A 13,415-nucleotide genomic window follows, 5' to 3' on the forward strand; every position below is an offset into this window, starting at 1 on the left:
TTGCGCCAGCCGGGGTTTATCGCCAGACTATCGCCTCCAAACGGGAGGGAATCATGGTTTTGCACTCCACGCGCTGGCTGGCGCTCGGTTATTTCACCTACTTTTTTAGCTACGGGATTTTTCTGCCTTTCTGGAGCGTGTGGCTCGAAGGGTTGGGGCTGACGCCTGAAACCATCGGCCTGCTGTTAGGCGCGGGGTTAATTGCACGTTTTCTCGGTAGTTTGCTCATTGCGCCGCGCGTGAGCGATCCCTCTCGTCTGATTTCCGCTTTACGCATTTTAGCGCTGCTGACGCTGGTGTTTGCGCTGGCCTTCTGGGCGGGGACGCATGTGGCGTGGCTGATGGTGGTGATGGTCGGGTTTAACCTGTTCTTCTCGCCGCTGGTGCCGCTGACGGATGCGCTGGCGAATACCTGGCAAAAGCAAATCACCATGGACTATGGCCGGGTGCGGTTGTGGGGGTCTGTGGCCTTTGTGATTGGCTCGGCGCTGACCGGTAAGCTGGTGACCCTGTATGACTATCGGGTGATCCTGGTGCTGCTGTCACTGGCGTTGGCGTCAATGCTGCTGGGTATGATGATCCGCCCGAGCGTGCAGCCTGCGGGAGAAGTTCGCCAGCAGGAGAGTACCGGATGGCCAGCATGGCGTCAGCTTATTATGCAGAGCTGGCGCTTTCTTGCCTGCGTGAGCCTGCTGCAAGGGGCGCACGCCGCCTATTATGGTTTCAGCGCTATTTACTGGCAGTCTGCCGGGTATTCGGCGTCAGCGGTGGGCTATTTATGGTCACTGGGTGTGGTCGCGGAAGTGATTATCTTCGCTCTCAGCCACAAGCTGTTCCGCCGCTTTAGCGCCCGCGATCTGTTGCTGCTCTCCGCCGTGTGTGGCGTGGTGCGCTGGGGGTTGATGGGCTGGAGCACCGAGCTGCCGTGGCTTATCGTGGTGCAAATCCTGCATTGCGGTACGTTTACCGTGTGTCACCTGGCGGCCATGCGCTACATTGCCGCACGCCAGAGCAGTGAAGTGATTCGTTTGCAGGCGGTCTATTCCGCCATTGCGATGGGCGGAAGTATTGCCATCATGACCGTGTTCGCTGGTTACCTGTACCAGAATATGGGCAGCGGTGTATTCTGGGTTATGGCGCTGGTGGCGCTGCCCGCCATCGTCTTGCGGCCTAAAGTGACGGCGCAATCACCGGTGTTATGATTCGAGGATTTTGCGGATCTGCTGCTGCTGATGCAGCGTAAGCGACAGATCCGCATGAATCAACGGCGGTGAAAACAGCGGTAGCGGCGTGGTGTACGGGGTAATAATCAGCGCCACGCCACGCGGCGAGCCCTGTTTCTGAAAGTCCTGCATCGGCATATGTTTTACGTTCAGCGGCAGCAGGGTCAGCTCACGTAATTGCTGCTCAATATGCGTCTCCAGTCGTTCATTATTGCCCGTCAGCAGAATGATTTGCTTCTCGTGCAGATCTTTTTCCTGCATCAGCCATGCGCCAAAAATGACGGCGACCAGCCCCGCTTCTTCTTCAGAGAAATGCACTTCGTATTCCGCTTCAAATCCCTTGAGCGCTTCTCGCGTGGTGCGCACCAGCCGGGGATAGAGCCGACTGAACTCCTCCGGCAGGGTGTTATCAATGCCAATCGCGAACACGCTACGGTTCAACGCCTGAGCAAGATGCACGTACAACTGGTCGTTCAATCCTTGTTCGTCACTGAAGCGGACGTTGCCGCTCTCGCGAAAACGTAGCACCAGTCGGGCAATGGCCAGACGCAGGCGGCGGTCCTGCTGATGGTTATCGCGAATGGGATCGGGGATGCGGATCATCGAGAACAGCAGCGCCATAAACAGCGACTCGCCCGGTGGCGCACTTTGCATCACACGGCGCTGCCAGTGACGACCGATTTCTTCGGCGAGCGCATACTCGGCGCAGGATTGCGCCCAGCGCTGTTGTAGCGGGTTAAACTCCGGGTGGAGCCCGGCGTGATGTTGCAGCAGGCTGTACTGTAAAAACAGGCGCAGAAACTGGACATCCCGGCATTCAAACGGCTTTTGCAGCCGCCGGGAACAGAGGTTGATGAGCGCATGCAGATTGGTGTCGTCATACAGCGTACGGGCGATGCCGCGTTGTTTGAGCTGCATTTTTAACGCTGGTGTGAACTGCCCGGTGATAAAGCCCGGGCACAGCCGCAGGCCGCGTCGTAGCCAGTGCAGAAAGCACAATCGTTGATTGAGTGCCGATCCTTCGATCTGGTAGCCACCATTCTGCGTGGCAATGATAGTAAGGCGATGATAACGCTGGATTTCAATCCCCGCGCCGATGATATCCTCACGGACCACATCGTCTTCGACGCCATTGAGGGCGCTAAATGTCTGGGTGGTCGCGATTTGCCCCGGCTGGAACAGCGTCAGCAGCACATGGCAGCGGCGCTGGGGAGCAGAAAGTACAGATGGCGGGGCAAGCGTTGACATCATCTGTAGAGTCTCCCGAAAGTATGTTTGGTAAGAATAGCTAAAGTTTGCTCATAGAAATGAAGAATGGAATCCTTTCCGCCAGGAATGCTGGAGACCGTCACAGAATTTTTAACGCGAGGAACAGTGGGCGGGAGTTAAACGCAGCGCGTTAACACGCTTTTTCACTGTTTTATCTTTTGTTGCAATATAAAAAAACACTACCAGTGGCTGTACTGTTTGTCAGTTAAGCATTATGGAGAACATGTGATTCCGGCTCAGGGTCACGTTCACGGGTACTATCATTTCAGATAAGTGAAAAACATAAGGTGAACGTAGCAATATACCGGAGGCAACAGATCCATTACCTCCGGAACAGCTGTCTGGCATTACTGCTCACGGCTCAGCGTTAATCCTACATCGCCGCCAGGATGTACGGCTAACAGCGTTTCCTTTGAGTAGCCACTCTCGCTCATCAGACAGGCGCAGGCGGCATCAAATATCGCCAGGACCAGAATAATGGAGGTGGTCGCCAGCATGTCCAGCGGATCGGCCTCGCGCTGTACGCCGGTGGAAATCACCAGCCGTGAGGCGCTGGCGATGGCGGAGTTTGGGTTTTCCGTCACGCTAATGATCGGCACGTTCCTCGCAGCCAGTCCCGGCAGCAGTCGGGTAAGCTCATCTGAATTCCCTCCGCGCGACAGCATAATCACCCGATCGTCTGCGCGTAAAAAACCCAGGTCGCCATGAGCAGCGTCGGTGGCATTGAGGTAAATTGCCGGGCGTTCGACGCAGGCCAGCATATGCGCCACTTTACGTGCGGCAATGCCGGACGTACCGACGCCAGTGACGACAATTTTTCCTGTGCAGTCGCGCAGTTCGGTCATTAAAGACTGCCAGGTCTGCTCTGTCAGATGCTGGCCCAATCCCGCCAGAGCCTCACTGTAGAGTTGCCATACGCCGGTCGCCTGGGACCATGAATCACTCATGCGTCCTCCTGCATTAACTGGCGGTATTTCATATGGTCCTGGTACATCTCGTGGAAAACCCGGTATTTGCGATCGTAGTACTGCTTAATACGGTTGGTTTGCGGGGTGACCGTCTTACCAATGCGGCTCATCGCTGACATCGCTTCCGGGAAGGTATCGAACACACCTGCGGCGAGAGTTCCCATCATGGCACTGCCCAGCAGCATGGCTTCACTTTCTTCCGGTAGCAGCATCGCACAGCCGGTGGCGTTGGCATGTTCCTGTACGAAAATTGGGTTTTTCGTGCCGCCGCCGCTGGCCATAATGGTATCGATGGTATACCCGCTTTGGTTCATCGTTTCGATAATATGTCGCGTCCCCAGCGCAATGGCCTGAATGGTCGCCAGATACTGCAGCGCCATATCTTCCGGCGTCCGGGACAGCTTCAACCCGGTAATTGCCCCGGTGAGCGTTGGGTTGGCGCGCGGGGAACGGTTACCGTGGAAATAGGGCAGAATATGCATATCGCGGGTCAGAAACGCGATATCTTCCGGCTCGCCGGCCATTTTACGCAGCAGCGCATTCAGCACTTCGTAAATGGTCTGCCCCTGTGATTTTGCCTGCGCCAGCAACGTGTCGTAGCACGGGTGTGACTGAATAACGTGGTCGATTAACGCGCCGGTGGCCGACTGTCCGCCTTCGTTGAGCCAGTATTGCGGCAGGACGGCGGAGTAGTAAGGACCCCAGACGCCGCTGATAAAGCGCGGCTCTTTAGAAATTGCCATATGACCGGTGGACGTGCCACCAATCAGCGCGACGCGGCGGTCAAAATCAGCCACTTCGCCGGTCACACCGCTGGCGCCGAGGGTGCCCAGCGTTCCGGCGTGGGCATCAATAATCGACACGCTGACCGCGGTCCCTGGGATCAGACCCATTTCGCTGGCGGCCCGTGCAGAAAGGCCATGACCGAGCGGTTCCCCCATCGTTTTCACGTCGCGGCCAATTTTAGCGGCATCGTGCTCCAACAAGTCTTCCAGCCCAATCTGGCGGAAATAGCTGGCATCCCATTTGTCCTCATGACCCATATAGGTCCATTTACACACCGTCGAGCACAGCGAGCGCGTGTCGTCGCCTGTCGCGCGCCAGGTGAGGAAATCCGGCAGGTCAAAGTAGTAGCCTGCATTGGCCCAGGTGTTGGGCATATGCTGCTTCAGCCACAGCAGTTTTGGCGTTTGCATTTCCGGCGAGATAATCCCGCCGACGTAGTCCAGCACTCGATGATGCAGGGCGTTAATGCGCTCGGCTTGAGTAATGGCACGGTGATCCATCCACACAATAATGTTTTGTTCGCTGCGCCCGGAAGGGCTGATGGTCAGCGGTTTACCTTCTTTATCGAGCACCACCAGCGAGCAGGTGGCGTCGAAGCCCAGACCTTTCACCTGAATCGGGTTGATATCTGACTGGTTAATCGCATCACGAACCGCGTTACACACTGCCTGCCAGATGTTATCTGAGGATTGCTCAACGAAATCGGCCTGCGGACGGTAAATCTCAATCGCCCGGCTGGCCTGACCGACCATTCTGCCGTTGAGATCAAACACGCCTGCACGGGCGCTACCGGTTCCGACATCCACACCAATAAAGTAACTTGCCATAATTTTTTCTCCTGGAATCAGGCTTTACGATTCTGTAATGCGATAAAGAGGATCAGCACCGCGCCCCACAGCGCCATCGTCAGATAGCTACTGACCCCCAGCAAGTTAAGGCCGCTTTCCAGCATTTGCAGCACAATGAGCGCCAGCACCAGGCCGATAATACGCCCGAAGCCGCCATCCGGGTTGATGCCACCCAGCACCGAGGCGAGGATGGTGACCAGCAGATAGGATTCGCCGTATCCGGCTTTTGCCGAGTTAAATTTCGCCATCATCAGGATGGCGGCTACCCAGCCGAGCAGGGCCGAAATGACGTACACGGAGATCTGTACCCGTACCGTATTCACGCCGCTGTAGCGGGTTGCCTGTTCGTTGGACCCGACGAGATACAGGCTGCGCCCAAGTGTGGTGTGTTCCAGCAATACCCACAGCAGGATGGCCACGAGGAAAAAGAGCAGTAGCGCCACGGGGATACCGGCAATCGTGCCGTTACCCAGGTATTGAATAGCGGTCGGGAAGCCGGAAATGACCGTGCCGTTAGAGAGCAGAATATTCAGCCCGGAGATAAGCGTCATGGTGCCGAGCGTGGCGAGGATCGGCGACACGCCGACCCAGGCGATCAGCGCGCCGTTCAGCGTACCAATGGCTACCGCCACGGCAGCTCCCGCCAGCAGGGCGATGACCAGGAACAGAGGGTTATCCGGATGGGCGACAATGATTGCCGCCATTACCAGAGAGCAGGCGTTAGCCCCGGCAATAATGGACAGGTTAATGCCGCCGGTCAGCATGGTCATGCCCATTCCCAGCGCCAGCATGCCGAGGATCGGTAGCTGTGAGCTGATGGACTGGAAGTTAGCCACGCTGAAAAAACGGCTGCCAAGCAGGGCCGAGAAGACCAGCGCGACGACCACAATAATGATGCATTGCAGACGAATGATGGCATCACCGGGTAAAAATCTGGCGATTGTTTTCATCTCAAAGCTCCCTTGCCAGTTTGCGTTTTTCGTTCCAGGCCGTGGCGCTAATGCTGACCAGGATAATGGCGCCGCTGAACACGGTGTGCCAGTAAGAGGAGACGCTCAGCAGCGTCAGGCCATTTTGTAAGAAGGCCAGCAGAACAACGCCGAGCAGCGTTCCGGTCAGGGTACCGCGCCCACCGCTCATGCTGGTTCCCCCGAGTACCACCGCCGCCAGTACCGTCAGCTCAAAACCGAGCAGGGAGTTGGGCGCGACGGATTGGGTGATTTGCGCCTGCACCACGGCGGCAACACCCGCCAGAATACCCATGTAGCCATACACGTAGAAATGCAGCTTCAGCAGGTTCAGCCCCAGGCGCGACGCCGCATCGCGGTTGCCGCCCATGGCGTAAACCTGGCGGCCAAGGCGGGTATAGTTCATCAGCACGGCCGTCACGATAATCACCGCTGCCAGGCACAACAGGGGCAGGGTCAGCCCGTAGTCGTAGCCGTCCGTCGCGGTGAACGAGAACCAGTTAATGCCGTTCATAAACCAGTCCGGGAAGCCGTACAGCCAGGTCCCTTTGGTGGCGTATACCAGCAGGCCGTAGTAGACGTTCAGCGTGGCGATGGTAATGATGATCGCCGGCACGCGCAGCCAGTAGACCAGAAAGCCGTTAATAAGCCCGAGCAGCAGTCCGACGGCAATGGCAATAACCAGCGCCAGCGCAAAGTTGCCGCCGTGGCCGATCACCCAACTGGCCATCGCGTACTGGGCAATGGCGGTCATCGCCGGGAATGAAATATCGATCCCACCGGAAATCAGCACCACAAACAGGCCGCAGGCCAGAATGCCGAGAATGGCGTAGCTGGTGGCGACGTCCGTCAGGTTCCCTAGCGACAGGAACTCATCGGTACTGACGCTTAGTCCTACGGCGAGTGCCACCACCAGCAGGCCCAGCCAGAATTCATGTTGCCCGAGCAAACGGGAGAAATGCAGACTATTCATTGATGACCTCGACCACTTCAGCAATCTCCTCTTCACGACACTGATGAGGATTAAATTCCGCCACCAGTTTGCCGCGACGCATCACCAGCACGCGGTGGCTGTTGTAATAGGCTTCCGGGATCTCATCGCAGATCATCAGCACCGCCATTCCCTGCTCGGCCAGATCGCGGGCAATCTGGTAAATGCCCTCTTTGTTGGCAATATCGACGCCAACGGTGGGGGAATCGAGGATCAGGATACGCGGATGGGTCGCCACCCATTTGGCAATGGCGATACGCTGGGCGTTGCCGCCGGAGAGCGTTTTGACCGGCAGGTGCGGATCGGACACTTTTATGTTCAGCTCGCGGATCAAATCAGCGACCAGCTTTTGTGCTTTACCATGATCGAGCAGGCCGCTACCGGTATGCAGTTGATCGAATACCGTAACAATGGTGTTGTCGTAGATCGACTGTTCCATGATCAGCCCCTGGGTCAGGCGATCTTCTGAGACGTAGCCGATCCCGTGTTTGATTGCATCGTGGTTATTACGCAGCCGCACCGGCTGACCGTTAAGGCGTATTTCACCGCTTTCGGGGTGGGTCATGCCAAACAGGCTCAGGCACAGCTCGGTGCGCCCGGCACCCAGCAGGCCGACAATCGAGACAATCTCACCGCCGTGCAGCGACAAATTAATATTCTGGTATTTTCCGCGACGGCTCAGATTGCGCAGTTCCAGCAACGGTTCGTGGGAGTCGAACGATTTCTCCGGCAGCGGACTGTAGTGGAAGCGTTGCCCGGTCATCAGGAAGGCCAGTTCGTGGCTGTCCAGTTCACTGGCTGGATAAGTGCCGACCAGCTTCCCGTCGCGCATTACGCTGATCCGGTCCGCCACTTCCATCACTTCATCCAGACGGTGACTGACAAACACCACGCAAATGCCGGCGGCTTTCAGTTCGTTAACCACCCGCAGCAGGCCGTTGACTTCCTGACGGGTTAACGAGGCGGTGGGTTCATCCATGATGACCAGCCGTGCGTCGGCGGCAATCGCCCGGCAAATCGCCACCAGCTGGCGGTCGGCGATGGAGAGTTTCTCGACCTTTTTGTCCGGATCGAGCGTCACGCCAATGCGTTTCATCGCCGCCAGCGCTTGTTGTTTCATGGCGCCGCGACGTACCCATATATCACCGCCGGGCAGGTAGCGGTTAACCGCAATATTTTCCGCGACGCTAAAATTGGGGAATAGCGACAGATCCTGATAGATGACCTGGATGCCATAGTGAGAAGAAAGCTGTGGCGTCAGGTGATGGAACAGCTTGCCATCAAGTAAAATCTGCGCGCCTTTTTCAGGGTGATAGACCCCGGAGATCACTTTAATGATGGTGCTCTTGCCACAGCCGTTTTGGCCCGCCAGACAGTGAACTTCGCCTTTTTTCAGCGTCAGATTCACGTTATCCAGCGCCAGCACGCCCGGGAATTGTTTGCTGATATTCTCAAGAGTGATAAATGCGGTGGTGTCTGCCATGGACAATACCCCTGCGAGCGTCCTGACGGACGCTGAGTGTGAGTGTGGTGGATAGCGCCGACCAGGCGGTCGGCGTTAAGGTTCCCTGGTGTTGGCTAAAGCCTTAGAAACCGAGTGATTGCGCGTTGTCTTTGGTGACTTCGAGGATCTTGTTAAAACGGATCACTTTCTTCTCCATGTCGATATCGGCTTTCCCTAAACCATCGATACTCAGATCGGTATTGACCTCTTTGCCTTGCAGCAGTTGGTCAGCAACCGTCACCAGTGCGTAGCCCGCATCTTTCGGGTCCCACAACAGTGCTTTTTTGATATCTCCACGCATCAGGTAAGGTGCGGCCTGGGCTGGCATGGCGATACCGACGACGGCAATTTTATCCTTGGCGCGTTTTTTCTGTACGGCCTGGCCTGCCCCAATTGGACCCAGTGAACCGAAGCCGATAATCCCTTTCATTTGCGGATAGGTTTTCATCAGATCCAGCGTCGTGGAATAGGACTTATCAATACTTTCCGCTACCGGCAGACGCGAGGTCACTTCGAACATCTCCGGGTATTTTTCTTTCTGATACTTAATCGCGTAGTCGGCCCATGCGTTATGCAACGGCACGGTCAGCGAACCGACATAGATGGCATAACCCCCTTTGCCGCCCATACTTTTCGCCAGCTCATCAACGTTGGCCTGCGCATATTTTTCACTGTCGATGGTTTCGATATCCCACTGGCCGATTTGCTCGTCCGGGGATTCGTGCGTCAGGACCACAATGCCTTTCTCGCGCGCTTTTTTCAGTACCGGCTCAAGGACCTTGGCATCGTTTGGCACTACGATTATCGCATTCACGTTTTTGGCGATCAGATCTTCAATCACTTTCACCTGCTGAGCCGGGTCTGGCGTAGACGGACCGGTCTGGTAAGCGTTCACATCCAGTTTTTTTGCTGCTTCGTTAACGCCGGTCTCCATACGGTTAAACCAGGGAATACCAGTGACTTTGGCAACCACAGCAATTTCATATTTTTCCGCCGCAAAGGACGTGCCGGACAACATGCATGCAGAAACCAGGGTTGCACTGAGTAATGCGAGTTTGAATTTCATAGTTGTACCTTTAGTAGGGGGCAGGGCATGTCACGGCGTGAGGTTAACAACGAAGGGAAGAGGGAATGAATCATAAATCCTATGAATGTGATCTATGCCCATTTTTGTAAAATACAGGATCTATTTGAGTTAATTTTTAGTTAAATGTGAAGGCTTTCGTGTGTGTGAAGTCAAATTTATTGTTATCAAACAATTAAAATGAAACTAAATATTAACATTTTGTTATCATTTGCATTAAGGGGATGCGGTAAATCCTCTTTTTTTCCGTTGCCAACGATGAACAAATTTTCGAAATTGAGAACTGAATCGATACCGGAAAAGGGGCCCAATATTTTATCGTTCAATGCTATCCTCAGCGTATTCTCGCCAACGACGTCCTTTTGATGGCGGGCTGGATTTATTGTGGAGAAATCATGCCGCGTGTTAAACGCATCATTGTCACGTTGTTTCTGGTCGTCCTGTCTTTTGGCGCGGGCGCGCATCCTCACAGTTTTATTCATCTGAAAACCGAACTGGTGAGTGAAAATAACCAGTTTGTGGCGTTGAAAATGCGCTGGACGATGGATGAAATCACCTCCGCTGACCTGCTGTACGATGCGGGCAATGCCAAACCGGGGGATGAGATCTGGAAAAAACTGGCTGCGGAAGTGATGGCCAATGTCCTCGGACAGCACTATTTCACCGAAGTGTGGCACAACGGGCAAAAGGTAAAATTTAAAAATCGCCCGACGGAATATGGCATGGAGCGCGAGGAACATCAGGCGGTGCTGACGTTTGTACTGCCGTTGGCCCAACCACAGCCGCTTGCCGGACAGACTTATAGTATTTCCACGTTTGATCCCACCTACTACGTGGATATGAGTTACGACCAGGACCGCGATGTCGCGCTGGCGCCGGGCTTCAGCAAGCAATGCCGGATTAGCGTGCATACCCCGACGCCTAATGAACAAACGCTGAGCTTTGCGCAGTCACTGGATAAAGAAGACGCGCCGCCGGAGGATATGGAGTTGGGTAAACAATTTGCGCAGACGGTAACGCTACAATGTCAGTAGTTTATCAACAACGCGTAGCCAGACGCCGCTGGCTAATGCTATGGCCACTGGCGCTCTTTTTACTGCTGGCGATCGGTGGCGTGCTGTGGATCTGGCAGGCCTGGCCGCAGGTGATGGTGCAAAGTATTCTCTGGCAACGGGACGTTAACCAGCAGATGAGCGGCTTGCTGAAAGCGGTGGCCGCCAATCCCACCCGTGCGGGCGGATCGCTGCTGCTGTTTAGCTTTATTTATGGGGTATTGCACGCGCTGGGTCCGGGGCACGGAAAAATCGTCATCACTACCTGGCTGGCGACGCATCCCTCGAAGCTGAGGTCGAGCATCGGGCTGACGCTGGCCTCGTCCTTATTACAGGGGCTGGTGGCGATCGGTCTGGTCGTTGTGGTGCTCACGGTACTGCAACTGCCCGCCCGGCAACTGCATATGAGCAGTTTCTGGCTGGAGAAAGCCAGCTATGCGCTGGTCGGCGTGTTGGGGGTTTTACTGTGTTGGCGGGCGTTAAAAAAAATACGCGCGCTGCTGCGTCGCCCGACATTTACCGCGTTCACACCGCATCATGTGCATGATGAACGCTGTGGTTGCGGGCATCAGCATGTGCCCAACCCGGAACAGCTGCAAAGCGGCGATGACTGGCGCGCCCGGCTGATGATCATTCTCTCGATGGGAATGCGCCCTTGTTCTGGCGCCATAATGGTGCTGTTGTTTAGTAAAGTGGTGGGCGTCTTTGGCTGGGGCATGGCGTCGGCGCTGGCGATGGCAGCGGGAACCTCTCTGACCATTACTTCTCTGGCATTACTGGTACACAGTTTTCGGACGATGGCGCTGAAACTCAGCGGCAATAAAGCGCCGGTATTGTGGCGACAGATGGCCTGGACCACGCTGGCACTGGCCGGTGGTGCGATTTTAGTGGTTGCTGCGGTGGTGATGTGGGTGAGTGCGGTGCCGGTGGGAAGGGGATTACGACCGTTTTAGGTTAGTAAGCGGTATGAGTATGAAATGTAGGCCGGACAAGACGCGTCAGCGTCGCATCCGGCACCACAACTGATTAACGCTTCAGCGCGTCGCTCAGTTCGTCACGCATGTTCGCCAGCATGGCTTTCACTACGCGCGGGTTACCTGCAACGATGTTGCCGGTTGACATGTAGTTATGACCGCCGGTGAAGTCGCATACCAGTGCGCCTGCTTCACGTGCAATCAGTTCACCTGCGGCAAAATCCCACGGCTTCAGGCCGATTTCGAAGTAACCATCAACGCGTGCGGCGGCAACATAGGCCAGATCCAGCGCAGCAGAACCGGTGCGGCGGAAGTCAGCGCATTCGGTGTACATTTTGCCAAGGATCTTCATATAAGAAGGCGCGTGCTGTTTGGCTTTGAACGGGAACCCGGTGGCGATGATGGTGCCATCCAGATCGCGAGCGGTGCTGCCACGCAGACGGTAGCCGTTCAGCTGTGCGCCCTGACCGCGCGTTGCGGTGAACAGTTCGTTACGCATTGGATCGTAAACAACGGCGACTTCAGTACGGCCTTTAATGCGTACTGCGATGGATACCGCGAAGTGCGGCAGACGTTTTACGAAGTTGGTGGTGCCATCCAGTGGATCGATAACCCATTGAACATCCAGATCTTCACCAATATGTTCACCGCTTTCTTCGGTGATGATGGTGTGCTGAGGGTAAGATTTGCGGATTGTTTCGATAATAATCGCTTCTGCGGCTTTATCGACGTTAGTCACGAAATCATTGCTGCCTTTCTGGCTGGTTTCTACAGAGTCTGGTGTTTCGTAGTGTTTGGCAATTACATTACCCGCCTTGCGCGCTGCGCGCACGGCGATGGTCAGCATCGGATGCATCGGTCTCTCTCACTGGATGTTAAAGAACGGGAAAACGGCGCAGAGTATAGCAGCGAGTTCGGTATATGTCTTCGTTTTATGATAATATGGCCGAATAATCTTTAGCCGAAGAAAGACAATGCTGCAAAATATTCGAATTGTGCTGGTGGAGACCTCTCACACCGGCAATATGGGCTCCGTTGCCCGCGCAATGAAAACCATGGGTTTAACCAATCTGTGGCTGGTGAATCCGCTGGTCAAACCTGACTCCCAGGCCATCGCCCTGGCGGCCGGTGCCAGCGACGTGATCGGTAATGCGCAAATCGTCGATACCCTCGATGAAGCGCTGGCTGGCTGTAGTCTGGTGGTCGGAACCAGCGCGCGCTCCCGTACCTTGCCGTGGCCGATGCTCGACCCGCGCGAATGCGGTTTAAAAAGCGTCGCCGAAGCGGCGAACACCCCGGTTGCGCTGGTATTTGGTCGTGAACGTGTAGGTCTGACCAACGACGAACTGCAAAAATGCCATTATCACGTCGCGATTGCCGCGAACCCGGAATACAGTTCGCTGAACCTGGCGATGGCGGTTCAGGTCATTTCTTATGAAGTGCGAATGGCCTGGCTGGCAACGCAGGAAAGCGGTAAGACGGCAGAATACGAAGAAACCGAGTATCCGCTGGTCGATGATTTAGAGCGTTTTTACGGTCATCTGGAACAGACGCTACTGTCGACGGGCTTTATCCGCGAGAACCATCCGGGGCAGGTGATGAACAAACTGCGTCGTCTGTTCACGCGTGCGCGTCCTGAGAGCCAGGAGCTGAATATTCTGCGCGGAATGCTTGCTTCTATAGAGCAGCAGAATAAAGGAAAGTAGGCCGGATAAGCGAAGTGCTATCCGGCAAATGAAAACGGCACT

Annotated in this window: 12 protein-coding genes; 4 read left to right on the forward strand and 8 right to left on the reverse strand. The window is 55.4% G+C overall.

From position 1 onward, the window contains the following. Positions 1-53: 53 nt before the first annotated feature. Positions 54-1,202 carry a 3-phenylpropionate MFS transporter gene (locus IB214_RS06425; protein ID WP_117343501.1) on the forward strand — a complete coding sequence of 383 codons (1,149 nt, stop codon included), beginning with the start codon at positions 54-56 and terminating at the stop codon, positions 1,200-1,202. Here the strand turns inward: IB214_RS06425 and csiE are convergent. The 7 genes from csiE to IB214_RS06460 form a co-directional block, all read right to left on the reverse strand. Further along, complete coding sequence (gene csiE / locus IB214_RS06430) at positions 1,197-2,474, reverse strand: stationary phase inducible protein CsiE (RefSeq protein WP_115257773.1); 1,278 nt, start codon at positions 2,472-2,474, stop codon at positions 1,197-1,199. The genes IB214_RS06425 and csiE overlap by 6 nt on opposite strands. A 365-nt stretch (positions 2,475-2,839) precedes the next feature. Continuing rightward, positions 2,840-3,439: an SIS domain-containing protein gene (locus IB214_RS06435; protein ID WP_117343502.1), complete on the reverse strand. Its 600-nt coding sequence runs from the start codon at positions 3,437-3,439 to the stop codon at positions 2,840-2,842. After that, complete coding sequence (locus IB214_RS06440) at positions 3,436-5,073, reverse strand: FGGY-family carbohydrate kinase (protein WP_096756156.1); 1,638 nt, start codon at positions 5,071-5,073, stop codon at positions 3,436-3,438. The genes IB214_RS06435 and IB214_RS06440 overlap by 4 nt, the downstream gene beginning before the upstream one ends. A 17-nt stretch (positions 5,074-5,090) precedes the next feature. Continuing rightward, the gene (locus tag IB214_RS06445; protein ID WP_096756157.1) at positions 5,091-6,044 is read right to left on the reverse strand and encodes an ABC transporter permease; all 954 of its coding nucleotides are present in this window, start codon (positions 6,042-6,044) and stop codon (positions 5,091-5,093) included. Between the two features lies 1 nt (position 6,045). Next, positions 6,046-7,035, reverse strand: a complete 990-nt coding sequence (locus IB214_RS06450) for an ABC transporter permease (RefSeq protein ID WP_117343503.1) — start codon at positions 7,033-7,035, stop codon at positions 6,046-6,048. Next, positions 7,028-8,536 (reverse strand): sugar ABC transporter ATP-binding protein, encoded by a 1,509-nt coding sequence (locus tag IB214_RS06455; RefSeq protein ID WP_117343504.1) that lies wholly within the window; start codon positions 8,534-8,536, stop codon positions 7,028-7,030. Before IB214_RS06455 ends, IB214_RS06450 begins: the two co-directional genes overlap by 8 nt. A gap of 103 nt (positions 8,537-8,639) precedes the next feature. After that, complete coding sequence (locus tag IB214_RS06460; protein WP_096756160.1) at positions 8,640-9,623, reverse strand: autoinducer 2 ABC transporter substrate-binding protein; 984 nt, start codon at positions 9,621-9,623, stop codon at positions 8,640-8,642. Positions 9,624-10,036: 413 nt separating this feature from the next. On the opposite strand from IB214_RS06460, the gene IB214_RS06465 reads away from it, so the two are divergent. Together IB214_RS06465 and IB214_RS06470 are read left to right on the forward strand one after the other, a co-directional pair. After that, a complete protein-coding gene (locus IB214_RS06465; RefSeq protein ID WP_117343505.1) occupies positions 10,037-10,675 on the forward strand; it encodes a DUF1007 family protein in 639 nt (212 codons plus the stop codon). Then, entirely contained in the window at positions 10,666-11,646 is a 981-nt protein-coding gene (locus tag IB214_RS06470; protein WP_115257778.1) for a nickel/cobalt transporter, read from the forward strand. The genes IB214_RS06465 and IB214_RS06470 overlap by 10 nt, the downstream gene beginning before the upstream one ends. A 73-nt stretch (positions 11,647-11,719) precedes the next feature. Here IB214_RS06470 and suhB read toward each other — a convergent pair whose 3' ends face one another. Beyond that, entirely contained in the window at positions 11,720-12,523 is an 804-nt protein-coding gene (suhB, locus tag IB214_RS06475) for an inositol-1-monophosphatase (RefSeq protein WP_096756163.1), read from the reverse strand. 118 nt (positions 12,524-12,641) lie between these two features. On the opposite strand from suhB, the gene trmJ reads away from it, so the two are divergent. Next, positions 12,642-13,373, forward strand: coding sequence for a tRNA (cytosine(32)/uridine(32)-2'-O)-methyltransferase TrmJ (gene trmJ / locus IB214_RS06480; protein WP_115257779.1), 732 nt, complete (start codon positions 12,642-12,644; stop codon positions 13,371-13,373). Positions 13,374-13,415 lie beyond the last annotated feature (42 nt).

It is taken from the genome of Citrobacter sp. C1, assembly GCF_014596895.2.
In the GTDB taxonomy this organism is placed as follows: Bacteria; Pseudomonadota; Gammaproteobacteria; order Enterobacterales; family Enterobacteriaceae; genus Citrobacter; species Citrobacter gillenii.

What these genes read in the sequence shown, in the direction of transcription:
- IB214_RS06440 (WP_096756156.1), bottom strand. Translation starts at nt 5,073, where the DNA reads ATGGCAAGTTACTTTATTGGTGTGGATGTCGGAACCGGTAGCGCCCGT.
- trmJ (WP_115257779.1), top strand. Translation starts at nt 12,642, where the DNA reads ATGCTGCAAAATATTCGAATTGTGCTGGTGGAGACCTCTCACACCGGC.
- IB214_RS06460 (WP_096756160.1), bottom strand. Translation starts at nt 9,623, where the DNA reads ATGAAATTCAAACTCGCATTACTCAGTGCAACCCTGGTTTCTGCATGC.
- IB214_RS06450 (WP_117343503.1), bottom strand. Translation starts at nt 7,035, where the DNA reads ATGAATAGTCTGCATTTCTCCCGTTTGCTCGGGCAACATGAATTCTGG.
- IB214_RS06455 (WP_117343504.1), bottom strand. Translation starts at nt 8,536, where the DNA reads ATGGCAGACACCACCGCATTTATCACTCTTGAGAATATCAGCAAACAA.
- csiE (WP_115257773.1), bottom strand. Translation starts at nt 2,474, where the DNA reads ATGATGTCAACGCTTGCCCCGCCATCTGTACTTTCTGCTCCCCAGCGC.
- IB214_RS06435 (WP_117343502.1), bottom strand. Translation starts at nt 3,439, where the DNA reads ATGAGTGATTCATGGTCCCAGGCGACCGGCGTATGGCAACTCTACAGT.
- IB214_RS06445 (WP_096756157.1), bottom strand. Translation starts at nt 6,044, where the DNA reads ATGAAAACAATCGCCAGATTTTTACCCGGTGATGCCATCATTCGTCTG.
- IB214_RS06470 (WP_115257778.1), top strand. Translation starts at nt 10,666, where the DNA reads ATGTCAGTAGTTTATCAACAACGCGTAGCCAGACGCCGCTGGCTAATG.
- IB214_RS06465 (WP_117343505.1), top strand. Translation starts at nt 10,037, where the DNA reads ATGCCGCGTGTTAAACGCATCATTGTCACGTTGTTTCTGGTCGTCCTG.
- suhB (WP_096756163.1), bottom strand. Translation starts at nt 12,523, where the DNA reads ATGCATCCGATGCTGACCATCGCCGTGCGCGCAGCGCGCAAGGCGGGT.
- IB214_RS06425 (WP_117343501.1), top strand. Translation starts at nt 54, where the DNA reads ATGGTTTTGCACTCCACGCGCTGGCTGGCGCTCGGTTATTTCACCTAC.